We start from the raw sequence: 22,598 nt of genomic DNA, 5'->3' as shown, positions 1-22,598 counted from the left end.
TTAATACTCCTGACGCTGTTGGCGCTTCAATTCATCCTGGATCAGCTGCACCATCTCGTAGCTCATCGAGCGCAGAAGCTCGCGCATCTGCTCGCGCGATTGCGCGCTGCCGCCTTCGCCGCCCCCGGCGCCCGGCATGGTGATGTTCGGGCTGAAATCGATCGAGACCTGGACGCCCGGCTGGGCCGCGCCGATCGCGCCGGCCGGGCCGGCCGCATCCGCGCCAAGGCCCACCTGGGGCATGGCCAGCGAGACGGCCGGCAGGTTGATCGGGTTGATGGCCGGGAGCTGGCTGGCGGCGGCAGGCATGGACAGCGTGGCCCCGGCCAGCGCGGCCGCCATGCCCGCCGTCATGCGCCGCACCGCCTCGATCGCGGGCGCAGGGCGGACGGCATCGGCCAGCGTTTCAGCGAACTGGACGCGATGCAGGTCCGAGAGCGGGCCGACCTTGGCGGGCGAATGCGGCAGGTGGTCACGCATGACCTGGACGGTATCGCGCACGGCCTCGACCGCCTGGGCCGCCCCGGCGCGAATGCCGGCCGCGAGCGTTGCCATCAGCGAGACGCCCTCATTGTGGAACGAAGCCTGTGCCACGATCGAACGGGCCGCCCGCACCGCGTCGTCGGCCGCGCGCGGAATGCCGGCCGCCTGATTGATGGCGTTGGCAGCGGCATCGGAGACCGCGTTGACGCCGGCCTGGGCGGCGCTCATGTCGAGGACCGCGACACCCTCCAGAGCCGTCGCCAGATCGTTTGCGGCCGCCGTGGCGCGCTCGATGGAGGCGGGATCGCGGGCGGCCAGATCGACGGCATCGGCGCTGGAGAACAGCGAGGTCACCCGGTTCCACGCCGCGCCGGCCATGTCGGCAGCGTCGGAGATGAAGCCGACGAGCGTTTCGCCGATCCCGCCGAATGCGCCGGTGATGGCTTCGATCGGCGACCACTCGAACAGCGCCTGCAAGCGCCCCCAGACGGCATCGACCAGCCCGAAGGCGGCCTCGATCGGGGCGGCGATCGCTTGCGTGACGGCCGACCAGTCGATCTCTGGGGCGTTCGGGATCAGCGTTGACCAGTCGAACTCGGCAACGCCCTCCAGCACCTCGGCCCAGGAAAAGCCGGGAATGAAGTCCAGCCACCGGATCGGCGTCAGCCAGGTCAGCCAGTCAAGCGCGGTGAGGAAGCCTTCCCAGGTGATCGGCGGGATCAGCACCGACCAGTCGAAATCTGGAATGATCCCGTCCCAGGTGATCGCGCCCCAGGCGGCGGCGACGGTCTCCCACCACCCCGAAAGCCAGCTCGAAAAGCCTTCAAACGCCGTTTGAACGTCGCCCCAGAGCGAGACGAAGAACGCGGAAATCGGCTCCCAATATTGCCAGATGAGGAAGGCGGCCGCCGCGATCGCCAGCGCGATCAGCACCACCGGGTTCATGAGGAACGCCAGGCCCATGGCGCGGGCCGCGCCGGTGACCGCGCGCAGGCCGGTGAGCAGCGCCCCGCCCAGCGCCGCACCCATGGACGCCAGGCCGGACAGGAAGGCCGGGACGGCCGTCGCCGCCCCCATGACCATGCGCCCGACAAAAAGACCGATCGCGACGGACGCGGCACCAATCTTCGGGAGAAGCCAGACGAACGCCACGCCGATCTTGGACAGCGCGATCAGTCCGACGCCGGCCATGGTGGCGAAGCCGCCGATGATTGAAAGGATCGGCGCGATCACCAGCAGCGCCCCGGCTGCGATCAGCGCGATCTTGAGCGCGATCTCGGCAAGCCAGGGATTGGCCTCGGCCCATCCCATCAGGACTTGCACCACGCCGGCCGCCACCCGCGCCACCTCGGTGAGCGTTGGCAGGAGCAGATAGCCCAACGTGATCTGCAAGCCCTCGATCGCCGAGGCGAACTCGACCTGCGCGCCCCGGTAATTGTCGGCCATGTCGGCGGCGACCTGGGCGGCGCGGCCTCCGCTGTCGGTAATCAGATCGACATATTCGGCGACCGAGGTTCCCTGCGCCAGCATCTCGGCTGCGCCGGCCGCCGCGCGCTGCCCGAAGATGGTCGAGATGATCTGGAGCTGTTCTTGCGTGCCCAGATCATCGATCGCATGGCCGACATCGGCGAGCAGATCGACCATCGAGCGCATGTTGCCGTCGCTGTCGGCGACCGAGATGCCCAGCTCTTCGAGCATGGTGGCGGCCGCCCCGCCCGGCGCGGCCAGCCGCTGGAGCATCGAGCGCAAGGTGGTGCCGGCCATCGACGCCTGGATACCGGCATTGCCGAGCAGGCCCGCCATGGCGGCGCTCTCTTCCAGGCTCATGCCCGCCGCCCGCGCCACCGGCGCGATATACTTCATGGTGTCGCCGAGCATCGGGATATCGGTGTTGGCGGTGGTGAAGGTCTGCACCATCACGTCCGCCACGCGCGTCATCTCCTCGGCCTCAAGCCCGAAGCCCGAAAGGATGTTCGAGGCGATATCGGCGGCCTGGCCCAGATCGGTCGAGCCGGCCCGCGCCAGTGCCAGCATGGACGGCATGGCGGCGAACTGCTCATTGGCGTCAAACCCCGCCTTGGCGAGGAAGGCCATGCCATCGGCGGCCTGGGTGGCGGTGAAGGTGGTGGTCGCCCCCAGCTCGCGCGCCTGGGCCGAGAGCATCTCGAACTCTTCGCCGGTGATGTTGTTGGTGACGGCGCGGACCAGCGCCATGCTTTCCTCGAACTGCGCCGCCGCATCGATCGGCCCTTGCAGCGCCCCCCAGATTTGGTTCGCGGCCCCCTGCGTCAGCGCGCCCGAGACCGACATCTGGTTGCCCCATGCCTGCATCGCGCGGCCGCGATCGGCCATCGCGTCGAGGTCTCCGATCGCCCGAGCCATCTCGCGGGCAGGTCCGGTCAGTTGATCGACCGCCTGGATAATCACCGCAAGATTGAAAATGCTGTCCATATCGAGTTAGACTTTCGGATTGGCAGAAGCGAAAAGGGTCAGGCCATGGAATTTCTGTTTCTCTTCTTCATTCTCTTCGGCGTCGGCGCGATCCTCGGGCTGGCCTATGTCGGGATCAAAGCCATCATCATGGCCACGCGCGGCTCGGCAGCGCTGACTAAGACGGTCGGCGGCGGGCTGCGGCAGGGCTGGGCGCAGGCGAAGGCCGAGCACGAAGCCGCCCAGCTCAAGAAGAAAGAGCGGCTTCGCGCGCAGCCTTGACGGCCTTGGCGTGATCGGCGGCCTCTTCGAGCCAATCGGCAAGATCGGTGATGTCCATTCCATCGATCTCGGCCGCCGACCATCCCGTCACCGTTACGAGCGCGAAAGCATCTCTTGGGGTAGGGACTTTCCCGGCAGCGCGCTCATGATCGCCCCCACGTCATCCATCTCCATCTCGTCCAGCTCCTCGGGCAGCACCGGATTGCCGTCGATCTCGGTGAGCTGGGCGGCCAGCGCCATCGCATAGCCGATCGGGTCCTGGGCGGGATTGACGTGACGCGCGGCAAGCCGCATGTCCTTGCCCTTCCCCTTGCGGATGGTCGCAACCTTGCCCGAGCTGGGCAGCGTCACGGTCTTGACGCCTGCGGGCGCGGCGCTGGCGGGGGCGGTCTTGTCTTCGGTCTTGTCAGTCATTTGGCCTGTCTCCTGGCTGGCCTGACATCACGATGAAAGCGGCGGGCGCTGGTCAGGCCGGTCAGCGCCCGCCGCCCCTGCCTACGCCCCGATGTTGAGGCGATAGGTAGCCAGTACGTCCTCTCCGGCGACCTTGTAGATGTTCTCCAGCACGTCGATTTCGAAGATCTCGTTTCCGTCGATCTGCATGGAGGCGTAGTAGACCGAAAGGACGGTATCCACGACTGCCGGCTCGTGCTGCTTGAAGGTGCCGAGCGGGAACTCCTTGAAGGCGGCCGTCAGCATCATGACCACCGGAACCTCGGCGGTGCGGCCCTGGCCGGTATAGGTCTCAAGGCTGGCCCGCGCCTGGAGGCGCACCGTCTTGAATGGGTTCACCGCCTCGCGCATCACCTCCTGGTAGAAGGACGCCCATTTGACCTTGGCCTCCATCTTCTCGATGCCCGAGAAGAACTCGGCCGTGCCGACCATGCCGAGCGCCTTGTGCTCGGCCATCTTGTGCTTGATCTGGGGCAGCTCCAGCTCCTCGGCGCGACCGAGGAGGGAGTTGCCGTCCAGATAGATGTTCGCGTTCGTCACGCGGTTGATGGCGATCTTGTTGACCATGGGTCAAACCTCCTTACTGGCCGCCGCCGAGCTGGCGCAGCATCTCGATGTTGATGAAGCTCTCGAACGTGATCCGCTCGGCCGGCGTGGGCGGCATGAACTCGATGTCGAACACCAGATGCCCGAGCGCCAGCTGGGTCGGCTCGTTCTTGGCCGGATCGTAGATGCACTTGCCGTCGATCAGCGCGCCGCGCCCGATCAGCGTGCGCATGAAGGCGTTGACGCTCTCCTTGATGTCATCGATCAGCGCCTGGTTGATCGGCCGGTCGATGAACTGGAGCATGGAATATTCGATGCTCTCATGGATCACGTCCGCCGTGCGGCGCACGTTGATGAAGTTCTTCGGGTGCGTGACGGTCGGCCAGGCGGCCGAGCGGTTGCCCCAGGTGCGCAGGCCCGTCCCGAACGAATTGAACAGCGTGACGATGCCGTTCTCGTTCAAGAGGTTCACCTCGGTGGTGGGGTCGTTAATCATGGCCGAGAGCTTGCGCTCGACGCCGGTGATGCCCTTGATCTCGTTGTTCGAGGGCGACCACCAATAGCCGCGATCATTGTCCACCGCGCAGATGACGCCGGCCAGGCGCTGGCTGAACGGCTCCAGGCGCTCCTCGTCGGTCGCGATGTCATAGACCTTGAGGTGCGGATAGCAGAGCACCATCCGCTCGCCCGAATAGTTGAAGTTGATCGAGCCGTTCGGGCCGCGACCGGCGATGGCCTCGGCGAAGGTGGTGCCGATCGGCGCATCGACCAGGGCGACGGCGCGCAGCTTGGACGCCATCACGTTCAGCTCGGTCGCAACCGCGTTGAGCGTGCCATAGACAGGGGCGATCAGGATTTTCGCGAAAAAGCCCATGTCATTATAGGTGTCCTGGAACGCCTGGAGGCCGGTGCGGTTGCCCGCCACATCGACCGTGCCGATGATGTCCGAGGGCTGGACCTTTTCGAGGTCGGCATAGTCGTAGGCGACCAGCACCGAGGCCGAGGCCGCGATCGCGCCGCCGACGAGGCGCGTGACGATGCCGGCGACGGGATCGATCTCGTAATCGACGCCCAGCTCGTGGGTGGTGTTGCCGTCCGAGGATTTGACGACGAGATTGAACACGCCCTGGTGGTCGAGGGTGAGCCGATCATTGGACGCAAAGCTCTTGGCCGCCTCCGGCTGGGCCGTCGAATGCTCGTCGGGGTCGAAGACGTTGACGACGATGGCGATGCCGCGCCCCTGGTCGAAGATCGCATCGAGCGCCTGGGGGATGGTGAAGCCCTCCATCTGCGGCCCGAAATACTGCGCCGCGTCACGATCGGACAGGACGAGCACCGGCTCGTTGACGGTGGCGAGCGTGCCATCGACCGCAAAGATCGGCGCGGTGCCGACAAGGCCGACCACGGCGGTCTTCACGCCCCGGATCGGGCGCGGCCCCTTGTCGATCTCGATCGTCTCGACGCCATGAAGGAAGTTCGCAGCCATTACTTGGTCTCCTTGTCAGCGGGCTGGGGAGCGGTCTTGCCCTGCGCCTTGGGCGCGGAGCGCTGGGCCGTCACCGGGACGAGCCGCTTCTGGGCCACAAGGCTCTGCACCCATTCGTTGTTGTCCGGCAGGGTGACTTCCCGGCCGTTCATGAGGATCACGTCCGTGCCATCGCGCAGCGTGGCGGCGGACATCGGACCCTTGTAGATGAACTTACCCATTGGCTTTCGAACCTCCGTTGTGCCGGGTTTCAGTCGTCATCAGGCTCACCAGGCGGGGCCTGGGTGGTGCCGTAATCGTCTTCGGTGTTGACGCGCTTGAGGAGCGGCAGGTCCTCTTCCTCGGCGCATTCGACCACAGTGACCGAGTGCGCCATGGTCAGGACGAACGTCCACACGCCCTGGCGCTGGTCGAGGAACTGCTCGCGCACCGGCATGAGCTTGCCGCAGCCGGACGTGCGCCAGCCGGTGAGCACGAGCCGGATGGCGTCGAGCACGTCATAGGCTCCGGCGTGGTCGCGCAGGTTGCGCATCAGGAGCGTGATGTCCCACTCGACCCGGCGCTCCTGGACAACCAGGTCGATCGAGCGCGGGGCCGAATAGGTCGAGCGGCCGAAGGCGACCAGCACCGTCCCTTTCGGGTGGTGCATGTTGTAGGTGTCGGGCTTGTCGGGAAAGGCTTCGACCTTCACCCCGGTGAGCTGGCCGGTCAGGCGCTCGACAATGGCCGCTTCGACTTCGCCGATCATCGCCGCACCGCCATGGCCAGGTGGTCTGTCAGGATTTCGCCGATCATGCGCCGGTCATCGGTCGAGACCCCGAGATAGGGCCGGGCCGGAATGGTGACCTTGCGCCCGCGCCCGGCCTGGCCGCCGAGCTGGTGGATGCGCGCATAGATGCGGTTGGTGCCGACTTCGGCCTTGAGCCGGCCCGAAGCATAGGTGAGCGACTGGTAAAGGTGACCCCTGTCGCGCAGCTTCCTGGCGTTCGAGCCGCGCCGCAACAGGGTCGCGGGCGAGTGCGCTGCCCAGGGCGAGCCATCCGGCCCGCTCTCGCTCTCGAAGCGCTGCTCGGTGGTGGCGAGCAGGGCCGAGCCGATCTCATCGAACACCGGCTTGAGGTTGGCGGTGCGATCCAAGAGGCGCGTCAGCGCATCGCGGAAGCCGTCATCCTGGATCGTGATGGAAACCTTGACGCCAGCCATCAGTACCCCCGCAACCTGTCACGCGAGAAGGTGCGCACCGGCCCCTCGCGCATGGTCGGACCGCCAGCGGGCTGGACGGTCTCATTGGCGGGCGTAAGGCCCAGATTGATGTCGCCGGTCGAGACGGCGCGCAGGAACTTGATCGCGTCCTCGTAGCGCTTGCGCTGGTCTTCCATCACGTCGATCTGGCGCAGCGAGAGCAGGCGATACATTGCGATGTTGCACGCAATGATGCGCAGCGAGCGCGGCGGGTTCGGGAGGGGCAGGCGATACCGCCCCTCCAGATAGCCGTCGATCTCGTCCGATGCGTCCTCAAGCGCACGATCGAGCGCCTCGGTCCTGATGCTTTCGACATCGGGATCGGTGACCTCCTTGAGCTGTTGCTCGGAGAAGCGGTCGATCATGTCCTGGGCGGTCGCATAGGCCATCGGTCAGCTCGCAGCCTTTCCGCCACGGCCGCCGCCAGCCGGCTTTTCATCCGGCACGTCGATCTCGGTCTCCTGAACGACGAGCTGATCGTCGGCCATGAGCTGCGCGAGCTGCGCTTTCGAGAAGGCGTCGAGCGGATGATCGACCGGGCTGGACGGATGGTTGATGCCAGCGCGGCGGCGGCCGTCGCGCTTGGCGGTGATGCGAAGAACTTTCAGCTTTGCCATGGATCAGCCCTCCCTTACGCCAGCCAGGGAGCAACGAGCAGCTCGGCCGTGCCCTTGTAGACGTTGGTCGCACCGGCCGCATCGCGTTCGGCATTGAGGATTTCGAGGCCGGCCCCTTCGAGCGAGGGCGGAACCACCAGCAGCTTGGGCGTGAGGCCCAGCGGGCGGCCGTAATCGCCCTTCATGCCGGACAGCGCCTCGCGGGCGGTCTTGTAGGCCGCCTTGTCGAGGGTCTGTTTCGAGCCGTAGGCGAACTGCCAGAAGCCGAAGCCGACATTGGACCGGCCATCGACGCCGTAGACGAACTCCTTGCGGTTGAACACATTGTCGTCGGTCGGCGCATCCTGGCGCACCATGTCGTAGTCCTTGCGCACCTGGTAGATGATCGGCTTGAGCGTGCGGCTATCATCGATCAGGAACCACGGCGCACCCGAGCCGCCGCCGGTGTTGGAGACGGAAACCGTCTTGCCATCGGCGTCGAGCACCGGGTGATCGGTGTCGAAGAAATTCTGCCCGTCGTAGCAGGGCGAGGTGAAGCCGGCCTTGAGCAGCTCGAACACGAGCTGGTTGGGATGCGCGGCGACCGAGCGGCCCATTTCCTCGAACAGCGGCGCATAGACGCCGTACTGATCGTCATCAATGTCCTCGCGCGGGACAGCGATGGTGCCTTCCCAGGTCTTGTTCTTGATGGCGTAGTCATGGAGCTGGATGCCGTGAACGACGCGATCGCCGATCCACTCGCGCAGGTTCGGGAGCTTCCCGAGCCAGCCGTACTTTTCCTCGCGCGTGGTCGAGGGAACGCGGGTGGCGAGGCGCTGCCACTGCGGATCGGCCTGCCCCAGACCCCGACTGAACGAGGTCTTGAAGCCGGTATAAAGGCGGCCGAGATTGGCTTGGTTGATAATCATTGAGCGGTTCTCCTGTTAGCCGAGCTGGACCCAGACGCCGAGGTCATCGACATCGACAATCCGGCCGGCCTTCGAGCGGCTGGCGCTGCCGTCCGTCTTGGCGACCGTCTGATCGTCCACGATCCAGGCATCCGACCCGATGTCCGAGCGGGTGATGAGGTCGGTGCTGGCCGAGTTTTCGAAGCGGAACACACCGGCGCGCACCGGCACGTCGATCTCACCGGCCGCCCCGTTGCGGTTATCGGCATGGGCATCGGCCCGGCCGACCACGACAAGGCCCGTCCCGGTCTTGCCCGGCTCGGCATTACCCGAGGCGAGCACCACGATGGAGCCGGCGAAAATCCGGGTCGATGCCTTCACCGGAAAGCTGAAATCCTTGCCGGTGCGCTCCGGCGTGTTGCGGTCCTTGGTGAGCGCGGCCATTTACTGGGCCTCCTTCTGGCGGGTTTTCTTGAACTCCTCGGGGTCGATGCCCATCGCCGAGCACATGGCCAGGTCATCGGCATCGAGCGCGCCGTCGCCCTCGACCTTGCCGCCGGGCGCGGCACCCGCCGTCAGGATGGCCGGCTGGCCGCCCAGGAACTTGGCGAAGCCCTCGGGGTCCTTGCTGTGGTAGGCGACTGCCCAATCGCGATTGGCGGGCGGCACCTTGCCGTCCTTGATGGCCTGATCGACCACCTGGGTGGTCTTGTCGCCCATCAGCTCCTTGACCTGGGCCTGGAGGCTGGTGACCAGCTCGGCCGGCACGTACTTCTCCGGGTCCGGCTCGGTCGCGGCCGGAGCCTTTTCGATGGCGGCCTGGACGGCCGTGACAACGGCGTCAGGTGCATCGTCTTCCTTCGCGCCGGCCGCCTTCGCCATGGCGGCGATCGCGGTGGCCTGCGCACTCGACCCGGCAACAAGCTGGGTCGCATGAGCGACAACGGCCTTCCGGTCGCTGTCTTCCGGCAGGCCGAATGCGCCTGCCAGCTCCTTAAGAAGCTCTTCCATGGTTTCTCCCTCGGGTTGGAGCTTGGTCGGATCGGTCTCCTGGCTGGCGAGCGCCGTCAGCTGGAGGTTCGGATTATTGGTGAGGCCGGCGCGCAGGACCTTGAGGACCTCGCCGGATTTGGTGTGCTGGAAAACGGGGGAGACGTAGCGATACTCGCGGGCCGCGATCGCCGAGGCGGCGCGGGCGGTCCATTCGACCCGACCCCAGATGCCATCGGCGCGCGCCTCAAGCTCTTTCACCCAGCCGGCCGCCGGCGCAGTGCCGCCGACGCCCTTCACCGCCGCCAGGTCCGTCTGGTGATCGTAATCGATCACCGGGTCGAGGCCGGCCTGGCCGCTGGCGGCGAGCACGGCCGCCGCGTCATTGAGCTTGTAGGGACCGCGACCATCCCGGCCGGCAAAGCGCCCGGCGGGGATCAGGTGCACCCAATCGGGAGCCTGGCCATCACCGGGCAGCGCGATCGAGTGTGTCGCCAGCAGCACGTCCATATTCGAGGCCCTTGCCCTTTTCCTGAAATGAGCGGCTTGATTGCCGGCTCGTTCTGGGCAAGTTTTATGGGCAGGCTCCAGCCATCACACCCGGACAGGTGTCCGGGGCCAGTTTCGGGCCAATTCCCCGGCAGATGACAGTGACGTGCGAGGGCGGCTTTAAATATCGCCGTGGCACCCCCTTAAACGCATTTAACAAGCGTTTAAAAACTTTCCGGGCATCGTAGGGCCAGAAAGACACAACGGCCGCCAGCGGGCCTCTGTGGCGATTTTGGGAAAGCTGCGGAAAAATCGGCCGATCAGAGCCGGGTTTCGTCCTCAAGCCAGAGCGCGATCGCGGCCGGGATGCTGTCAACGCATCGGTTCCATCCCTCGATCTGCTCGGGCGTCATCTCGGCGGCCGTCACCTCGTGCGGGGCGACGGTCCAGTGCTGGGCCAGCCAGGCCAGAAAGGCGTCCAGCTCGCCATCGGTCACTTCCGCCAGGCGGCGGGATAGATCTTCGACCCGCTCGCTCATGACCCGACCCGGCGCAGGCTGGTGACCTTGATGCGCCCGTCTTCGCCGCGCTCGACCTCCATCACATATGGCTCGCCCTCAAGCGTGATGTGGCGGACATTGCCCTGGGCGCTGGCCTGGCCGGCGTCGATCATCGCCTGCACGCGCATCCAGTCGGCCGCCTGCGGCAGTGTGCCATCGGCCGCCTGGCGGCGCACGGTCTCGGCCGGCAACACCACGGTCGGCCGCGTGCCGCCGACCCGCACCGCGCCAGTGGCGACCGGATGCCCGGCCCCGGTACCGGGCGAGCGCAGGAAGCTGGAGAAGGATCGGCCGGCCACCATCGCCTGGATCGTGGCGCGGGCCAGATCGTCGTCGGTCAGGTCGAGCTTGCCGGTGGCGACATCGAGCATGTGCGCCATGTTCGCGCGGCCGACATTGTAATCGAAGCCCGGATCGACGCCGCCCGGCACCTGGCGCACTTCGCCGGTTCGGTTGTTCACCCAGGTGCGCGGCGGCGACGAGGGCGGCGAGCTGGGCGAAAGCCCCATGCGCTCCAGGTCGCGGTCGCCGAGCTGCTGGACGGTGCAGCGGCAATTCCATCCATTGGGCGGCGCGTGCTGATCCCACCACGGATCATCCCAGCGCAGCACGGTGTTGTGCCAGTCGCGGTGCTGGTCGCGGGTGCGATCGTCAAGGATCGCCACATAGCGCAGCCAGGGGCGCGCGGCCGCCACGCCCTCGATCCGCTCCCAGCGCCCGGCGGCATAGGACATGCGCAGATTGGTGTCGTAGATGATCTGGAGCCGGCGCGGACTGCCCAGCTGCACCTCGCGCGCCTCGCCGGTCAGCGGGTCCGTCATCACGTCGCGGCCCCACCATCCCTTTTCCTGCAACAGCGGCGTGAGCTGGCGCTCGAACTCGCGCAGCGTGGTGCCCTCGGCGATCGCCGCGTCCATGGCCGCGCGAATGTCGGCCAGGATATCGAGGCTCGCCACCTTGGCGACTGTGAAGTCGCGCGAGTGTTCGTCGCGCTCCATGTCCTGCCAGGAGAAGGTGATCGCATGGCCCTTGCGGCGGAAGGCGTCGATCGCCTCCTGGGGCGCGAGCGGCTCAAGTTCGATTTCGTCTGCCAAGTTCAACCTCCAGCCTGCCTGCCAGGCGCGCCGGGAAGCCGGCACGCAACAGCACGTCCTCAAGGGCCGAGGTGTCCATGGTGGCGATCAGCTCGGCCAGGCGATCGCGCGCCTCTTCAAGCGAGCCGGCGTCGGCCAGAAGTTCGCGCACCGGCGCGACCATCGGGCCGATGACCTCCTCCCATTCACCGGACACCTCATCGACCAGGCGGTCGATCTGGTCGGCCGAGTGACGGGCGACCCGCGCCGGCCGGGCGGAATGGAATGAGGGCAGCGCCTCGGGCGCAGCCTGTCCCGGCGGCGTCAGCAGGTCGGCATCGGGTTCCGGCTCTGGCAGGCCCAGCTTGTCGCGCACCACGGACTGCTCGACCTTCATGCCGCGATCGACCAACTGACCCACCGCCTCGGCATATTGCTTCATGTCGATGTTGGACGGCAGGCCGATGACGATGCGGGGATAGTTTTCCTGCGGCCCCCGATTGAGGTCGATCAGGGGCCTGACCAGATCGCGGTTGATGGTGGCGGCCAACTGGCGGGCGTCCGATCGCATGATGTCGCGGCGCACGTCCTCATGGACCTTGGCGGCCGCCAGCGAACCGGACGAGACCTCGGTGGTCAGCGTCTGGCCGAGAACGGCCTTGGACACCTGGCGATCGAGCCAGTCGGCGAGCTTTTCATATAGGTCGGTCGCGCCGCCCTGCTTGGCCGCCTCGACAAACTCGATCAGCATGTTCTGCGGGATGATGGCGGCGGCGTCCGAGCCGATATTGGCGACGGCGCGCAGGAGCACTTCCTTGTCGGCCTCGGTCGCGCCCGTATGGTATTTGCCGACGCGCAACGGCTGACCATGGACCTCGATATAGGTCACCCAATCCTTGAGGTCGTAATTCTTGAACAGGTACGCCCAGGCGGCCGCGCGCGCGATGCCACCCCGGATCGGAATGCCGGACTTCGCCTTGCTGACATGCTGGATATACTTGAACGGCCGGAGCGCCTCCAGCTCGCCAGGGCCGCGCAGATAGAGCGTCTCGCCATCCTCGCGGTCGAACTCGAACCACCGCTGGTCGCGCCGCTTGAGCAGCGCCGGCCACCATTGCCTGGCCGAGGTTTCCCAGATGATCTCGGTCACCGAGAAGCCCTTGCCGATCGCGTCGAGGATATCGAACAGCTCGTCCTCAAGCTCCTCGCGGCGCAGCCAGTCGCGCACGAGGTCGGCATTATCGACATCGACCTTATCGTCCGAGGCGCTCTCGACGGTGATTTCGAGCTGGGCGACGGCGCGCTTGCGGGTGCCGAGCACCGAGAGATAATGGAGGTCCTTTTCCTCCATCTCCTCGGCCAGCTCCAGATAGGCGATCGCGTCACCCTGCTCGGCATCGCGCAGGAGGCCGGTGAGCCTGGCCGGCGTCAGGCCCTGGGCGGGATGGCCGCCGACAACCTGGCGGACGCTGGCGAGGGACGGCGCGGCCTGTTCCTCGCGGAGCTTGTTGAGCTGGACCGGCCGGCCCCACTGATCGAGCAGCTGCGCCATTACCATGCACCCCTTCTTCCAAACCTCGGCCCGACCTGCATGGCGCGATCATCGTCCTCGCCGTACCCGGACAGCTTTCGCAGCCTCGGCGCGGGCTGGTAGCCGTATTCGATGACGCCATCGGACGCGCCCGCCAGGCCCATGAACGCCGCCCAGGTCCGGTCGGCGTGGCCGGCGGCGTCCCGATCGGCGACAAGGCGCGGATGGCCGGTCGGCCCGACCGTCTTCTTGAGCTTGTGCAGGTCCGCGCGCAGCACCGGGTCGCCGGCCGGGATGCGGACCCGCTTGTCCTCGAATAGCTGCTTGGCGTTGGTGGCCATGTCGAGCTGGCGGGCCGGCGTCATGATGACACCCTCGACGCGCAGATCGCCATAGCGGCGCTGCGCATCCTCGACTGGCTTCTCGCCCATGCCGGTCTGATCCATGACAAGCCGCACCGGATTGTAGCGGACCATCAGCTCGTTCAGGCGATCTTCCTGCTCGGAGAAGCTGGCGTTCTTGAGCGTCACGATCTCGCGCGCCCAGAAGGTGTCGCCGACCTGCTCCCAGACCCAGGCGACCCAGAGGTCATTGCGCCGGGCGATGTCATTGCCGATGAAGCACGGCCCGCCCTGATAGCCATCGGGGTCGCCGGCCATCTCGCTCTCGACGCCGAGGATCAGATCGTATGGAAGCCAGGAACTGGCCTCGTCCAGCCACTGCAACTCGTATTCCTGCGCCCAGGCATCCTCGTCGGCTATACCGGCGCGCAGCTCATCTATGTCGCGCGGAAGGCCATCGGCGACGGCCTGGTGGATATCGACAATGTGACGCGACCACGCCTCGGCGTCGTCGGCCGTCATCAGCTCGTAGAACTTGTTGCCCTTGCCGTTCGGCGTTGAGACCACGCGGATGCGATGGCCGGCCGAGATGACCGGAAAGAGCGCCTTCCAGATCGCCCGGCTGTCATGGTGGAAGGCGAACTCATCGAGAAACACCGAGGCGGAAAAGCCGCGCGCCGTATCAGGATTGGCGGGCAGCGCCGTGATGCGCGAGCCACCCGGCAGGGTGACCTCCAGCGCCTTGTAACGCACGTCACCCGACCCCTCGACCTCGTACTCATTTTCTTCAAAGGCCATTTGATATGCCTTTGCGTGGACCTTCACACCCTCGTCCATCGCCTCTTTGGCCTGGCGCTCGCCACGCGAAAGGATCACCCAGCGGCGGCGCTGGTTCAGCGTGAACGCCTCGAAGCAATCGTCCACGATCTCCAGCGTGGTGGTGAAGGTCTTGCCGGTCTGGCGGGCGAACATACCGATCTTGAAGCGAGACCGATCAAGGAACCACCGGCGCTGGAAGCCGTGCAGCGGGACAGCGGGGCCGTTCATGAGAAAATCCCATACACGTCTTCGCGGATACGGCGCAGCACCGCCTTGGGATCGGCGCTGCCGGCTTCGCCATCGGCCAGCTCGGCCTCGGCCTCGGCAAGCTTGCGGTCGATCTTCTGGGCGAACTCCTGGCGCAGCACCGCCTCGCGGTCGAGGTCCTGCTTGGACGCCTGGGCGAGCTTCTGGAGCGCGGTGGCCACGAACATGGCCTCCTTGGCGTCGAGCGAGACGATCTCGCCATCCTCGGAAATCATCAGCTTGTTGATGAAGGCGTGCATCAGCTCGATGTTGAGCCGTGCCGTGCGGCTTTCCGGGGCCTCGCCATAGCGTCGGACAAGCGCCTCGGCGATGGTGCGGGACCGCCTGATCTCCGCGCCGATCGCGTCGAGCTGCTTGACGTGACGGCCGAGCGCCGAGCGCGAGACCTCAACGTCCAGCTCGCGCAGCTTGTCGAGCACCTCATCGATCGTGCGGCCGCGCTCGCGCAGATCGCCGATCAGTTCGCGGACCTCGGCGGGAAGGCGGCGGATGGAAGACTGGCGACCCATGCCGGTCACCGGAAGGAAGTCGGGCGTTTGACACCCTCGACCTCGACATCGCCACTGGCGACATCAGCGCCGCGCGAGGTCAGGACCGCGACCAGGACCGTATCTTCGTACCACTCGAAGATGACCAGGTGGCGCGTGCGCAGCCATTCCAGATCGGCCCGCACCACGTCGCGGGTGACGCCGCGCCGGTGGCCGGCCGCCCGGCATCCGTCATAGACGACACTCTCGTTGGCACTGCCGCCGATATCGGCGAGCAGGCGCAGGATGAAAAGACGCCGGTCCTCGGTAACGAAATCCTTGAAGCTCATTTTCCAGCCTTCAACAAATAGTCCTCGATCCGCGAGAGCGAGGTGGATACCGCCCGGAGCTGCTGGGTCTGGGCCTTGCTGTCGCCGGCCAGCGCGGCGATCGCCTCCTTGAGCCTGGACAGGTCGTTCTGGTCAGGCAGGTGCTTGAGGTCGCGATCGATCAGGTCGGTACGTCGCTCCAGCGCCGCGAGGCGATTGGTGTGCGCGCTCATTTCCTCCTTGGACACCAGATCGCGCTTGAAGGTTTGGAGGAGATACCCGGCCACCGGAATGATGACCACGTTGAGCAGCGGCAGGTACGGCAGAATGATATCGACAAGCGTCATGACCTGCCTCCTGCGACCGGCGCGAGACTGGCGTCGAGGGCGATCAGCGCAATGACCGCTGTAATGATGAGCACGGCAAGGCACCAGTTGATGACCAGCCAGCGCCGCCGCTCTTTATAGTATCGATCGTGCATCCCGCACTCCTTATCGGCTGGCCGCGCAGGCGCGCGCCTGGGCGCGCATCACCTGGTAGTCGGCCAGCATCTGCTCGACCGCACTGCCATCGGGCAGGTGCTCGACCTCATCGGCGGCGCGATCGAGGAAGGTGGCGGGATAGGCCGCCACCGGAACGCACGCCACGCTAGAAGGTCCCGTCGCGCATCCGGCCAACAAGCTCGCCACGATCACGAGGGCGATCGGTCCCGGCCTCAAGCATCCTGTCATTGACTTCCCCTTGCCATTCGTCGGCCCGTGCGCGGCGATAATCGGTGATGAAATCCTGCGCGATCCGGGCCAGCAGGCCGACCAGGAAGGCGACGATGCCCTCGATCATTTGAGGACCTGGTTGAGCTTGGCCGTGACGATCGCCTCGACATCGGCCGGCGTGAGGTTGAAGCGCTGGACCGCGCCGGGCGCACCCTTGGTCAGCACCCAATCGACGGCCTCGGCGACAACGGGCGCGCGGACATCGAACTTCACCTCCTCGCCGCGCGATCGCAGAAGGGCGATTGCATGGTCGAGGCCGGTGACGGCGGCGCTATGGAGGGCCTCGCGGCTGCGCCCGTCGATCTCGAAACCGAGCCAGTCATTGAGCCGCTTGGACAGCCAGCCGAGTAAGGCAGCAAAGAGTGCCGCCAGGATCGAGACGATATAAGGCCCGACCAGATCGACGGCCGGGGCGAGCGACACGGTGCTGTCGGCCGCCAGGGCCAGGGTCGGCGAGAAGGCAAGGAACGCGAGGATCGCCACGATCAGGATCATCAGGGCGAAAGGCAGCTTGAGGGGCATCGGTGGTTTCTCCGGTTCAAAGGCGGGCGGCGACCTCGCGGCGCAGGCGGTCACCCACCTTGCGCGCGGTGTCGAAAGAGCGGTCGAAGGACAGGGTGGCGATGTCCCACTTGCCGTTCTGGCGGATGCCGAGGTTCGGCTGCACCTCGGCGTGGGTCAGCACCGTCTTGTCGGTGACGGGGATGGAATAGAAGCGGCAAAGCTCGGCGATGGCCTGGACAGCCATCTCCCACTGCTCGCGCTTCATCGGATATTTGCCGTGGTTCGCCATCGTCACACCCGGCCCGCCCATGCAGCAGATCGAGATGCCGATCGCGCCGGTGTTGGCGTTGAGCGTATGGGCGGCATAGGCCCCGCGCGGACAGGTGACGTTGGCGCTGATCGGCCACTTGCCGCGAACCAGCTTCGGCGTCCCGTCGATCAGGAGGTGATAGGCGTTCTGGTCGAGGCCGTTGGCGTTGTACGCGCCCGCCGTCCAGTGCAGATGCACCCGGCGCATGGCGGCGCGCGGCATCCAGGCCGCCGGCACGATCGAAGCGGCCGGAGACGAGGATGGCGCGGATGGCGTCGAGGGTGCGGGCGCGGTGGCAGCGAAGGCGGCGCGCGTCTGCGGCCCGACGATCCCGTCCACGAGTAGGCGGCGAGAGGTCTGGAAGGCGCGGATGGCGGCGCGGGTGCGCGGCCCCATGATGCCGTCGATCGGTCCCGGATCAAAGCCGAGGGCAGCGAGCTGTCTCTGGATTTCGATGGTGGTCATTGGTCCCGGCTCGATTTGCACTCATTCGCAAATCAGCGTGCCCAATGCGGCGGCCAGCTCACACCCGGACAGCGTTCCGGGGTTCCGGCAATCCTTGCTTACGATGTACGGAAAAGCGCGGCCGCGCAAGATCACTCGAACAGGTCGAGCTGCGATGTCGGTAGGTTGGCGCGGTGGCGGCGCACGGTGCGGATATGGCAACCGAGGGCGCGGGCGATCTGGCTTTCGGAATGACCGGCCGCGAGACGCGCAGCGATCGAACGGGAGAGCTGGCGGCCATAGCAGCTCGGCCCCAGCGGAACCTCAAGCGCCCCAGCGCCGAGGGCGTCGAGGATCAGGGCGGCGGCGCGCATCCCGACCGAGCGCACGAGGATATGGTCGCCGTCGAGTTTCTTGCGGATATAGATTTCGGTGCCTCCATGGTCATGGGCAAGCTGGACGGCCGCCGTCATCCCGGCCACCTCGGCAATGCGCCGAAGGGTCGGAGGCAGATCGTCCAGCTCGTCCAGGACCGGATCGTCAGACATCGCCGGCCCCCAGCTGGATGCCGCGAATGGTATGCACGATGCTCACGGTGCGATCGCTGCACCGATAGGCAAGCCGGGCCGTGAAGGTGCCGCGCCGGGTCCGCCAGAGGCCGGACGAGCCGCACATGACATATCCACGCGCCATCATGTCGTCGTGGTCGTGGACAAGCGCGCTACCGAGGCGGGCGAGGCCGGCCTTGTCGATCTTGACGCGCCAGGACCTGTTCTTGCGGCGGGCCATCAGATCAGCCCCCGGTCCACGGCCAGCCATTCCGGCATCGTCACGACATGATGCTTGCCCTGGGCCGCCACCTCGACGGCGAGCGGAAGCCAGACGGCGCCCTCGCGCTCGCCATCATCCGAAACGAGGATCGCCCGCTCGGTGCGCGCATGGATTTGAACGTCGATATCGACAAGATCACTCTTCATCGTCCACCTCCTGCCCGCTGGCGGCGCGGGCGAGGACCTCGGCCAGAGCGCCGGCCGTCTCCAGCGTCATCACCACCTGGATGGCGACGCCGCCCGAGCGGACACTCATGGCGACGTGATCGGCACCGGATGAAACCTCGATATTCAGCTCCGCAACTTCGCTCATCATCCTGCCTTTCTCTTTGCCATCTCGCGGCCGCGCCACGATTTGAGGGCCTCGGTGACCATCCGCGCATCGGCGGGGTCGAGCCATTCGGGATCGCCGACACCATCCGGTCGGTCATCGCGCCGGGTGACCCGAGCGACGAAGGCGCGGAGGCCGTCCCGGTTCGCCTTGTCGGGGATGCCTTCGCGGCACATATCGCCCCAGATCGCGAAGACCTTGCGGACGTGCGGCTTGTCGGACTTGCGGAACGGCCGGGCCGCCTTCGCGCCGCGCTTGCGCAGCTCGGCGATCACCTCCTCGCGCTGGCGCTCGCTCATCTCCTTGACGGATCGGGAGCCGGAGACGTTCTCAAGGAAGTCGCGCCAGACGGCCTCATCCTCCAGCCCGACCACCTGGCGGCGGCAGACATGGATCGCCTTTATGGACTGGCTCATGCTGCAACCTCCCGCTTTGCCGCCATGAAGGCGCGGAAGTCATCCTCGTTGTCGCGAACGAATTTGAGGGTGGCGAGCACCGCCTCCATCTGCTCGGTGTGAAGCGTCGCCTCGGCGCGCTTCATCTTTCCGGTGCTGACCTGGCGCTGGTAGACGGAGCGGCGCATGGCCAGCTCGTACTCGACCTCCATGATCTGGGCACCGATCGAGACCTTCTTCATGCCCGCGCCCTCCAGACGATGGCGCGGCGGCCGGACTGGTTGGGGCGACGGATGCCGGCGTCCACGATCGCGCCGGCCTTGCCCAGCTCGGACACCCGAGGCCGGACGGTGAGGATCGACATGCCGATGCGGCCGGCCACCTCGTCGGCTGTGAGACCATCATGGGCCGAGGCGCGGATGGCGTTCATCACCATGGAGCGCACGCGGGCCGCGCTGGGTGCGACGGACGCGGCGGCCGCGCGGCTGGTCTCGGTGTCGCGCGCGGCGGGATATACATCAGAGAACTGCATCTGCCGTTGCATGGCAAACTCTCCTCTCTCGCTGGGCTGGCTCATCAGTGCGGGTTGCCCGTATCCGCAGACCGCCTTCGCGGTTTCGCCGGGGTGACAGCCCGCCTTCCGGCGGGCCGCCTGATTGCAGGAGCGCAGATTTCAGATGACGAAAGCGGGCCGGAAGCCGACATTCGTGCTCACGTCCGACCGCCCGTTCCCGAGGTTCAGAGCGAACGCCCCGGCATTGACGCCGCTGTTCCAGTCGCCCCCACAATAAGGGACGGTTTCGCCGTCGCCCCAATGACCCCAGGTCCAGTCCGGGATCACCGCGTCGTCGCTGTCGTCGGTCACCGCGCTGGGCAGGAACAGGAGCGAAAGGTCGAAGCCGTCGCCGGCCTCGACATGGAAGCTCGTCGGGAAGCCGTCATCGCTGCCGGGGCCATACTTGACGCCCGTCGAGACCCACTCGCCGCTACCCGGCCGCTCGGTGCTCCAGACATTGATCGTCTCGTCGCCCGCGATGGTGAGGCCATCGACCATCTGCCAGACATTGCCCCAAAGCTCATGCAGGCCGCGCCAACTGGCGCTGCTCTCGCCGCCGCCGAGCGGGCCGCCGCCATCGACATTGCCGCGCGCGATCAGGGTCTGCATGTCCGCGCCACCCTTCTCGATCATCATCAAAATCTGGATGGCCGAGAGGTCGTAGATCGACCACATGCGCCAGCCCGGCCCCAGCGCCAGGCATTGCTCCTGCGCGGAGGTGAAGTTGATCGAGGTCCACGGTTTGAGGCCGGCGGCCACCGCCGCGTTCCCGTCGCGGCGCGCGGCGGCATAGGCCCCGATGCGAATGGCGCTGGCCTCGGTGCCGTCCGGGCGACGGAAGGCCGGGTGCAAGATAAAGCCGCCCATCGGCTGATCGGACACCGCCCAGGTCAGAAGGCCGCCATCATGATCGACCCGGACATAGAAGGCGGGGATTTCCACCATGGCCTGGCCGTCCTGCTCGACGGGGCGGATGCGCGAATAGATCGGGTGGCGATCAAAGTCGAGCCAGTCCAGCTCACGGCCGCTGCCGTCGAAGCGCTGCCAGCTGCCGTCCATGGAGAGCATCACGCCGATCACGTTGTCGGCCGAGCAGACGCCGCACTCCTCAATCACATTGTTGCCGCAGTCGATGAAGTCCCAGAGCTGGCGCGCATGGTCGAGCGCCTCCATCGGCGGGACGCCGGTTTCAAGGACCTTGCCGAGCAGCTCGGCACGCATCTGCATTTCGTTCGTAAGCATGTCCGTTCTCCTGTTCAGTTGGGTTTTTCAGAATTGGCGGCGGCGGTGGCCGCCGCGACCTGGGCGTCGATGGTCGGCTTCATCGCCCAATTGCTGGCCACCACGCGGGCGGCATCGGCGGCGACCTTGCGCAAGAAGATTTCGGCTTCCTCGGGCGTGTCGGCGGCAACGATGGCCATGCCGGCAAGCGTCAGGGTGGCCGCATGAACGCTGTCGCCGAGCCGCGCGCCGGACAGCAGGAGGCCGAGCTGGGCGTGCAGCTCATAGGCGCGCGGGGAAATCATCACGCGGCCGCTAGATCGATGGTGATTGGCTCCCACCGGGCGCGGGCATCCGGGCGGCGGTAGAAGCGCACATATTCCTTGGAGCCGATGACGCGGATGGCATCGCCCAGCGCCTCCATGGCGGCCTTCCAGTCGGCATCATCAATGTTGAGGCGGCGCAGCTGGAAGAGCGCGGCGCGGTTGATCCGGCCCTCCTTGTCCACCTGGAAGGCGTGCTCGACCAGCGCCCGGATTTTATCGTTCGCGCCCTCGGCCCAGGAGCCGATGCACTGATCGACCAGGTTCTTGGCGATCTGCAATTCCGGCCCGAAGGTCAGCTGCTCCTGCACCTGGACGGTGACCTTGAGCAGGCCGTCATAGCTGGTGAGCGTGACGTTGCCCTTGGTGCCACCCTTTTTGGTGCCGTACTTCTCGGCCATGAGGTCGAGGGTGCTGGCGATGTCATCGAATGTGTGGCCGCGAAACCGGGCGATGCGCGCGGACAGCTCCTCGGCATAGCCGATCATCTTGCGCACGGTCTGATCTTCGAGACGGTGCTCGGGCTTGACCACTTCGACGGGGACGAGGCGGCCGCCCGCATCCTTCATGTACTGGTCGCCCATCAGCTCGATCTGGCCGGTCTGGGCGTAGTTATCCGCCTCCATGGCGGCGATCGTTTCAGTGCCTGACATGATTGCTCTCCGTGTTCAGGTGGTTTGAAAGGGTGTTTAAAGCGCGCTCAAACGCCTCTCGCTCGCCGCGCTCGCGGGGCGTGAAGCGGGCGTTTTCAAGGTTGCGGAATGCCTTGAGCACGCTGGCGATGGGCGTCGGGACGAGAGGCCGGATCGGCTGGGCCGCAGGTGCCGGGACCGGCAGGGTCGGCTTGACCTCGACCGGCTCCGGCGTGGGCAGCGGAACCGGGTCTGGGTCCGGCTCATCGATCGGCTTGCGCATGATGACGGCCTCGGCGAGCGTGCGCAGCTCGGAGGCGGTCAGCCGCCAATCGTCCTGCGGCTCACTCATGATGCGATCGGCGATCTCGAAAGGATCGGTGTCGGGGTCCGGCGCGACCTGGTAGTGCGCGTTTTCCTCGGCCTGCTCGTAGATGATCTCCTCGATATCGCGCAGCTCCTGGCGCATCTCGGGATCGACATCGCGCAGGTGGCCGATCTTGCGGCACGAATGCAGGACGGTGGTGTGATCCCGGCCGCCAACGCGGCGGCCGATCTGGGGCAGCGAGAGCGTGGTGTGCTCGCGGGCAAGGAAGATCAGGACCTGCCGGGCGCGGACGATGTTCGATGTCCGGCGCGGCGAGGCGAGGTCGTTCCAGTCGATGCGGTAATATTCGCTCACCGCCTTGGCGATCGAGCGAACGGTCAGGGGCGCGGGTCTCATGCCGGCGCTCCATTGTCGGCCGGGACCGCGTGCGGGCGGGCGCGGCGATGCTGGTCGAGCCGCACCACCTTGTCGCCCTGGATCGAGCGCTCGGGGATGCGGTGCGTGGCCGGGACAATGGCGCGCTCCAGGCACTCGACCCGATCGGCGATGTCGAGCAGGGATGCGCCGGCCAGGCGCAGATTGGTGTTGTTGAGGCTGCGCGTCAGCATCAGCCCGTTGACCTGCGAAATGAGGGTGCGGATTTCGTTGGCGAGCATGGC

The 22,598-nt window shown here is 66.4% G+C and carries 38 protein-coding genes; 1 reads left to right on the top strand and 37 read right to left on the bottom strand.

Translation table 11 applies throughout. The features are described from left to right. Complete coding sequence (locus A3840_RS17385) at positions 1-2,835, bottom strand: phage tail tape measure protein (RefSeq protein ID WP_165603215.1); 2,835 nt, start codon at positions 2,833-2,835, stop codon at positions 1-3. Positions 2,836-2,886: 51 nt separating this feature from the next. On the opposite strand from A3840_RS17385, the gene A3840_RS17380 reads away from it, so the two are divergent. After that, positions 2,887-3,195, top strand: coding sequence for a hypothetical protein (locus A3840_RS17380; RefSeq protein ID WP_165603214.1), 309 nt, complete (start codon positions 2,887-2,889; stop codon positions 3,193-3,195). On the opposite strand, the gene A3840_RS19190 is transcribed toward A3840_RS17380, so the two are convergent. The 36 genes from A3840_RS19190 to A3840_RS19770 all read right to left on the bottom strand — a co-directional run bounded on the left by A3840_RS19190 (position 3,161) and on the right by A3840_RS19770 (position 22,595). Further along, positions 3,161-3,253: a hypothetical protein gene (locus A3840_RS19190; protein WP_245676659.1), complete on the bottom strand. Its 93-nt coding sequence runs from the start codon at positions 3,251-3,253 to the stop codon at positions 3,161-3,163. The genes A3840_RS17380 and A3840_RS19190 overlap by 35 nt on opposite strands. A gap of 35 nt (positions 3,254-3,288) precedes the next feature. Then, positions 3,289-3,609, bottom strand: a complete 321-nt coding sequence (locus tag A3840_RS17375) for a hypothetical protein (protein WP_067459897.1) — start codon at positions 3,607-3,609, stop codon at positions 3,289-3,291. Between the two features lie 81 nt (positions 3,610-3,690). After that, positions 3,691-4,215, bottom strand: coding sequence for a phage major tail tube protein (locus A3840_RS17370; RefSeq protein WP_067459894.1), 525 nt, complete (start codon positions 4,213-4,215; stop codon positions 3,691-3,693). Positions 4,216-4,228: 13 nt separating this feature from the next. Further along, positions 4,229-5,680, bottom strand: coding sequence for a phage tail sheath subtilisin-like domain-containing protein (locus A3840_RS17365; RefSeq protein WP_067459891.1), 1,452 nt, complete (start codon positions 5,678-5,680; stop codon positions 4,229-4,231). Further along, the gene (locus A3840_RS17360) at positions 5,680-5,901 is read right to left on the bottom strand and encodes a hypothetical protein (RefSeq protein ID WP_067459888.1); all 222 of its coding nucleotides are present in this window, start codon (positions 5,899-5,901) and stop codon (positions 5,680-5,682) included. Before A3840_RS17360 ends, A3840_RS17365 begins: the two co-directional genes overlap by 1 nt. 29 nt (positions 5,902-5,930) lie before the next feature. Next, positions 5,931-6,428 (bottom strand): Gp37 family protein, encoded by a 498-nt coding sequence (locus A3840_RS17355; protein WP_067459885.1) that lies wholly within the window; start codon positions 6,426-6,428, stop codon positions 5,931-5,933. Next, a complete protein-coding gene (locus A3840_RS17350; protein WP_067459883.1) occupies positions 6,425-6,883 on the bottom strand; it encodes a phage virion morphogenesis protein in 459 nt (152 codons plus the stop codon). Before A3840_RS17350 ends, A3840_RS17355 begins: the two co-directional genes overlap by 4 nt. After that, on the bottom strand, positions 6,883-7,311 hold the full coding sequence (locus tag A3840_RS17345; RefSeq protein WP_067459880.1) for a gp436 family protein: 429 nt from the start codon (positions 7,309-7,311) through the stop codon (positions 6,883-6,885). Before A3840_RS17345 ends, A3840_RS17350 begins: the two co-directional genes overlap by 1 nt. A gap of 3 nt (positions 7,312-7,314) precedes the next feature. After that, positions 7,315-7,539 carry an HI1506-related protein gene (locus tag A3840_RS17340; protein ID WP_067459877.1) on the bottom strand — a complete coding sequence of 75 codons (225 nt, stop codon included), beginning with the start codon at positions 7,537-7,539 and terminating at the stop codon, positions 7,315-7,317. 14 nt (positions 7,540-7,553) lie between these two features. Further along, entirely contained in the window at positions 7,554-8,447 is an 894-nt protein-coding gene (locus A3840_RS17335; RefSeq protein ID WP_067459874.1) for a Mu-like prophage major head subunit gpT family protein, read from the bottom strand. Positions 8,448-8,462: 15 nt separating this feature from the next. Further along, positions 8,463-8,870 (bottom strand): hypothetical protein, encoded by a 408-nt coding sequence (locus A3840_RS17330; protein WP_067459871.1) that lies wholly within the window; start codon positions 8,868-8,870, stop codon positions 8,463-8,465. Continuing rightward, complete coding sequence (locus A3840_RS17325) at positions 8,871-9,926, bottom strand: phage protease (protein WP_067459868.1); 1,056 nt, start codon at positions 9,924-9,926, stop codon at positions 8,871-8,873. A 299-nt stretch (positions 9,927-10,225) separates the two neighbouring features. Further along, a complete protein-coding gene (locus A3840_RS17320) occupies positions 10,226-10,444 on the bottom strand; it encodes a hypothetical protein (protein ID WP_067459865.1) in 219 nt (72 codons plus the stop codon). Next, positions 10,441-11,559 (bottom strand): phage head morphogenesis protein, encoded by a 1,119-nt coding sequence (locus tag A3840_RS17315; protein WP_067459863.1) that lies wholly within the window; start codon positions 11,557-11,559, stop codon positions 10,441-10,443. Before A3840_RS17315 ends, A3840_RS17320 begins: the two co-directional genes overlap by 4 nt. Further along, the gene (locus A3840_RS17310) at positions 11,537-13,096 is read right to left on the bottom strand and encodes a DUF935 domain-containing protein (protein WP_067459860.1); all 1,560 of its coding nucleotides are present in this window, start codon (positions 13,094-13,096) and stop codon (positions 11,537-11,539) included. The genes A3840_RS17315 and A3840_RS17310 overlap by 23 nt, the downstream gene beginning before the upstream one ends. Beyond that, positions 13,090-14,457, bottom strand: coding sequence for a terminase large subunit domain-containing protein (locus A3840_RS17305; protein WP_067459857.1), 1,368 nt, complete (start codon positions 14,455-14,457; stop codon positions 13,090-13,092). Before A3840_RS17305 ends, A3840_RS17310 begins: the two co-directional genes overlap by 7 nt. Continuing rightward, positions 14,454-15,005 (bottom strand): phage protein Gp27 family protein, encoded by a 552-nt coding sequence (locus A3840_RS17300; RefSeq protein ID WP_067459854.1) that lies wholly within the window; start codon positions 15,003-15,005, stop codon positions 14,454-14,456. The genes A3840_RS17305 and A3840_RS17300 overlap by 4 nt, the downstream gene beginning before the upstream one ends. Positions 15,006-15,010: 5 nt before the next feature. Beyond that, positions 15,011-15,313, bottom strand: coding sequence for a VpaChn25_0724 family phage protein (locus A3840_RS17295; protein ID WP_067459851.1), 303 nt, complete (start codon positions 15,311-15,313; stop codon positions 15,011-15,013). Beyond that, the gene (locus A3840_RS17290; protein ID WP_067459848.1) at positions 15,310-15,639 is read right to left on the bottom strand and encodes a DUF2730 family protein; all 330 of its coding nucleotides are present in this window, start codon (positions 15,637-15,639) and stop codon (positions 15,310-15,312) included. Before A3840_RS17290 ends, A3840_RS17295 begins: the two co-directional genes overlap by 4 nt. After that, positions 15,636-15,773, bottom strand: coding sequence for a hypothetical protein (locus tag A3840_RS19780; RefSeq protein ID WP_165603213.1), 138 nt, complete (start codon positions 15,771-15,773; stop codon positions 15,636-15,638). Before A3840_RS19780 ends, A3840_RS17290 begins: the two co-directional genes overlap by 4 nt. A gap of 10 nt (positions 15,774-15,783) precedes the next feature. Beyond that, entirely contained in the window at positions 15,784-15,939 is a 156-nt protein-coding gene (locus A3840_RS17285) for a hypothetical protein (RefSeq protein ID WP_205633406.1), read from the bottom strand. 1 nt (position 15,940) lies between these two features. Next, positions 15,941-16,132: a hypothetical protein gene (locus tag A3840_RS19505; protein WP_131798365.1), complete on the bottom strand. Its 192-nt coding sequence runs from the start codon at positions 16,130-16,132 to the stop codon at positions 15,941-15,943. Then, positions 16,129-16,587, bottom strand: a complete 459-nt coding sequence (locus A3840_RS17280; RefSeq protein ID WP_067459842.1) for a hypothetical protein — start codon at positions 16,585-16,587, stop codon at positions 16,129-16,131. The genes A3840_RS19505 and A3840_RS17280 overlap by 4 nt, the downstream gene beginning before the upstream one ends. 16 nt (positions 16,588-16,603) lie before the next feature. Continuing rightward, positions 16,604-17,344, bottom strand: a complete 741-nt coding sequence (locus tag A3840_RS17275) for a peptidoglycan recognition protein family protein (RefSeq protein WP_067459839.1) — start codon at positions 17,342-17,344, stop codon at positions 16,604-16,606. Between the two features lie 131 nt (positions 17,345-17,475). Further along, a complete protein-coding gene (locus A3840_RS17270; RefSeq protein ID WP_067459836.1) occupies positions 17,476-17,871 on the bottom strand; it encodes a helix-turn-helix domain-containing protein in 396 nt (131 codons plus the stop codon). Further along, on the bottom strand, positions 17,864-18,112 hold the full coding sequence (locus A3840_RS17265) for a hypothetical protein (protein WP_067459833.1): 249 nt from the start codon (positions 18,110-18,112) through the stop codon (positions 17,864-17,866). Before A3840_RS17265 ends, A3840_RS17270 begins: the two co-directional genes overlap by 8 nt. Next, complete coding sequence (locus A3840_RS17260; protein WP_067459830.1) at positions 18,112-18,300, bottom strand: hypothetical protein; 189 nt, start codon at positions 18,298-18,300, stop codon at positions 18,112-18,114. The genes A3840_RS17265 and A3840_RS17260 overlap by 1 nt, the downstream gene beginning before the upstream one ends. Beyond that, on the bottom strand, positions 18,290-18,469 hold the full coding sequence (locus A3840_RS19775) for a hypothetical protein (RefSeq protein ID WP_165603212.1): 180 nt from the start codon (positions 18,467-18,469) through the stop codon (positions 18,290-18,292). The genes A3840_RS17260 and A3840_RS19775 overlap by 11 nt, the downstream gene beginning before the upstream one ends. Beyond that, on the bottom strand, positions 18,466-18,900 hold the full coding sequence (locus A3840_RS17255) for a regulatory protein GemA (RefSeq protein WP_067459827.1): 435 nt from the start codon (positions 18,898-18,900) through the stop codon (positions 18,466-18,468). The genes A3840_RS19775 and A3840_RS17255 overlap by 4 nt, the downstream gene beginning before the upstream one ends. Then, positions 18,897-19,121: a hypothetical protein gene (locus tag A3840_RS17250; RefSeq protein ID WP_067459824.1), complete on the bottom strand. Its 225-nt coding sequence runs from the start codon at positions 19,119-19,121 to the stop codon at positions 18,897-18,899. The genes A3840_RS17255 and A3840_RS17250 overlap by 4 nt, the downstream gene beginning before the upstream one ends. Beyond that, on the bottom strand, positions 19,118-19,423 hold the full coding sequence (locus tag A3840_RS17245; RefSeq protein ID WP_165603211.1) for a hypothetical protein: 306 nt from the start codon (positions 19,421-19,423) through the stop codon (positions 19,118-19,120). The genes A3840_RS17250 and A3840_RS17245 overlap by 4 nt, the downstream gene beginning before the upstream one ends. Before the next feature lie 129 nt (positions 19,424-19,552). Continuing rightward, a complete protein-coding gene (locus tag A3840_RS17240; RefSeq protein ID WP_067459821.1) occupies positions 19,553-20,677 on the bottom strand; it encodes a hypothetical protein in 1,125 nt (374 codons plus the stop codon). A 14-nt stretch (positions 20,678-20,691) separates the two neighbouring features. Then, on the bottom strand, positions 20,692-20,961 hold the full coding sequence (locus A3840_RS17235) for a hypothetical protein (protein WP_067459818.1): 270 nt from the start codon (positions 20,959-20,961) through the stop codon (positions 20,692-20,694). Further along, on the bottom strand, positions 20,961-21,632 hold the full coding sequence (locus tag A3840_RS17230) for a DUF3164 family protein (RefSeq protein ID WP_245676658.1): 672 nt from the start codon (positions 21,630-21,632) through the stop codon (positions 20,961-20,963). Before A3840_RS17230 ends, A3840_RS17235 begins: the two co-directional genes overlap by 1 nt. Beyond that, the gene (locus A3840_RS17225; RefSeq protein ID WP_067459815.1) at positions 21,619-22,335 is read right to left on the bottom strand and encodes a helix-turn-helix domain-containing protein; all 717 of its coding nucleotides are present in this window, start codon (positions 22,333-22,335) and stop codon (positions 21,619-21,621) included. Before A3840_RS17225 ends, A3840_RS17230 begins: the two co-directional genes overlap by 14 nt. After that, positions 22,332-22,595: a hypothetical protein gene (locus A3840_RS19770; RefSeq protein WP_165603210.1), complete on the bottom strand. Its 264-nt coding sequence runs from the start codon at positions 22,593-22,595 to the stop codon at positions 22,332-22,334. Before A3840_RS19770 ends, A3840_RS17225 begins: the two co-directional genes overlap by 4 nt. Positions 22,596-22,598: the final 3 nt, after the last annotated feature.

Source organism: Devosia elaeis (assembly GCF_001650025.1).
GTDB classification, from domain to species: domain Bacteria; phylum Pseudomonadota; class Alphaproteobacteria; order Rhizobiales; family Devosiaceae; genus Devosia; species Devosia elaeis.
This window is presented reverse-complemented; position numbering and strand designations above follow the sequence as displayed.

Excerpts from the sequence above, each read along its gene's own strand:
- A3840_RS17350 (WP_067459883.1), bottom strand. The coding sequence starts at position 6,883 with ATGGCTGGCGTCAAGGTTTCCATCACGATCCAGGATGACGGCTTCCGC.
- A3840_RS19505 (WP_131798365.1), bottom strand. The coding sequence starts at position 16,132 with ATGATCGAGGGCATCGTCGCCTTCCTGGTCGGCCTGCTGGCCCGGATC.
- A3840_RS19770 (WP_165603210.1), bottom strand. The coding sequence starts at position 22,595 with ATGCTCGCCAACGAAATCCGCACCCTCATTTCGCAGGTCAACGGGCTG.
- A3840_RS17360 (WP_067459888.1), bottom strand. The coding sequence starts at position 5,901 with ATGGGTAAGTTCATCTACAAGGGTCCGATGTCCGCCGCCACGCTGCGC.
- A3840_RS19190 (WP_245676659.1), bottom strand. The coding sequence starts at position 3,253 with ATGGACATCACCGATCTTGCCGATTGGCTCGAAGAGGCCGCCGATCAC.
- A3840_RS17290 (WP_067459848.1), bottom strand. The coding sequence starts at position 15,639 with ATGACGCTTGTCGATATCATTCTGCCGTACCTGCCGCTGCTCAACGTG.
- A3840_RS17310 (WP_067459860.1), bottom strand. The coding sequence starts at position 13,096 with ATGGTAATGGCGCAGCTGCTCGATCAGTGGGGCCGGCCGGTCCAGCTC.
- A3840_RS17325 (WP_067459868.1), bottom strand. The coding sequence starts at position 9,926 with ATGGACGTGCTGCTGGCGACACACTCGATCGCGCTGCCCGGTGATGGC.
- A3840_RS17295 (WP_067459851.1), bottom strand. The coding sequence starts at position 15,313 with ATGAGCTTCAAGGATTTCGTTACCGAGGACCGGCGTCTTTTCATCCTG.
- A3840_RS19775 (WP_165603212.1), bottom strand. The coding sequence starts at position 18,469 with ATGATGAGCGAAGTTGCGGAGCTGAATATCGAGGTTTCATCCGGTGCC.
- A3840_RS17305 (WP_067459857.1), bottom strand. The coding sequence starts at position 14,457 with ATGAACGGCCCCGCTGTCCCGCTGCACGGCTTCCAGCGCCGGTGGTTC.
- A3840_RS17280 (WP_067459842.1), bottom strand. The coding sequence starts at position 16,587 with ATGCCCCTCAAGCTGCCTTTCGCCCTGATGATCCTGATCGTGGCGATC.
- A3840_RS17230 (WP_245676658.1), bottom strand. The coding sequence starts at position 21,632 with ATGTCAGGCACTGAAACGATCGCCGCCATGGAGGCGGATAACTACGCC.
- A3840_RS17320 (WP_067459865.1), bottom strand. The coding sequence starts at position 10,444 with ATGAGCGAGCGGGTCGAAGATCTATCCCGCCGCCTGGCGGAAGTGACC.
- A3840_RS17275 (WP_067459839.1), bottom strand. The coding sequence starts at position 17,344 with ATGACCACCATCGAAATCCAGAGACAGCTCGCTGCCCTCGGCTTTGAT.
- A3840_RS17375 (WP_067459897.1), bottom strand. The coding sequence starts at position 3,609 with ATGACTGACAAGACCGAAGACAAGACCGCCCCCGCCAGCGCCGCGCCC.
- A3840_RS17235 (WP_067459818.1), bottom strand. The coding sequence starts at position 20,961 with ATGATTTCCCCGCGCGCCTATGAGCTGCACGCCCAGCTCGGCCTCCTG.
- A3840_RS17330 (WP_067459871.1), bottom strand. The coding sequence starts at position 8,870 with ATGGCCGCGCTCACCAAGGACCGCAACACGCCGGAGCGCACCGGCAAG.
- A3840_RS17385 (WP_165603215.1), bottom strand. The coding sequence starts at position 2,835 with ATGGCCGATCGCGGCCGCGCGATGCAGGCATGGGGCAACCAGATGTCG.
- A3840_RS17225 (WP_067459815.1), bottom strand. The coding sequence starts at position 22,335 with ATGAGACCCGCGCCCCTGACCGTTCGCTCGATCGCCAAGGCGGTGAGC.
- A3840_RS17355 (WP_067459885.1), bottom strand. The coding sequence starts at position 6,428 with ATGATCGGCGAAGTCGAAGCGGCCATTGTCGAGCGCCTGACCGGCCAG.
- A3840_RS17260 (WP_067459830.1), bottom strand. The coding sequence starts at position 18,300 with ATGAAGAGTGATCTTGTCGATATCGACGTTCAAATCCATGCGCGCACC.
- A3840_RS17335 (WP_067459874.1), bottom strand. The coding sequence starts at position 8,447 with ATGATTATCAACCAAGCCAATCTCGGCCGCCTTTATACCGGCTTCAAG.
- A3840_RS17340 (WP_067459877.1), bottom strand. The coding sequence starts at position 7,539 with ATGGCAAAGCTGAAAGTTCTTCGCATCACCGCCAAGCGCGACGGCCGC.
- A3840_RS17345 (WP_067459880.1), bottom strand. The coding sequence starts at position 7,311 with ATGGCCTATGCGACCGCCCAGGACATGATCGACCGCTTCTCCGAGCAA.
- A3840_RS17240 (WP_067459821.1), bottom strand. The coding sequence starts at position 20,677 with ATGCTTACGAACGAAATGCAGATGCGTGCCGAGCTGCTCGGCAAGGTC.
- A3840_RS17370 (WP_067459894.1), bottom strand. The coding sequence starts at position 4,215 with ATGGTCAACAAGATCGCCATCAACCGCGTGACGAACGCGAACATCTAT.
- A3840_RS17250 (WP_067459824.1), bottom strand. The coding sequence starts at position 19,121 with ATGAAGAAGGTCTCGATCGGTGCCCAGATCATGGAGGTCGAGTACGAG.
- A3840_RS17245 (WP_165603211.1), bottom strand. The coding sequence starts at position 19,423 with ATGCAACGGCAGATGCAGTTCTCTGATGTATATCCCGCCGCGCGCGAC.
- A3840_RS17255 (WP_067459827.1), bottom strand. The coding sequence starts at position 18,900 with ATGAGCCAGTCCATAAAGGCGATCCATGTCTGCCGCCGCCAGGTGGTC.
- A3840_RS17300 (WP_067459854.1), bottom strand. The coding sequence starts at position 15,005 with ATGGGTCGCCAGTCTTCCATCCGCCGCCTTCCCGCCGAGGTCCGCGAA.
- A3840_RS19780 (WP_165603213.1), bottom strand. The coding sequence starts at position 15,773 with ATGCACGATCGATACTATAAAGAGCGGCGGCGCTGGCTGGTCATCAAC.
- A3840_RS17365 (WP_067459891.1), bottom strand. The coding sequence starts at position 5,680 with ATGGCTGCGAACTTCCTTCATGGCGTCGAGACGATCGAGATCGACAAG.
- A3840_RS17270 (WP_067459836.1), bottom strand. The coding sequence starts at position 17,871 with ATGTCTGACGATCCGGTCCTGGACGAGCTGGACGATCTGCCTCCGACC.
- A3840_RS17265 (WP_067459833.1), bottom strand. The coding sequence starts at position 18,112 with ATGGCCCGCCGCAAGAACAGGTCCTGGCGCGTCAAGATCGACAAGGCC.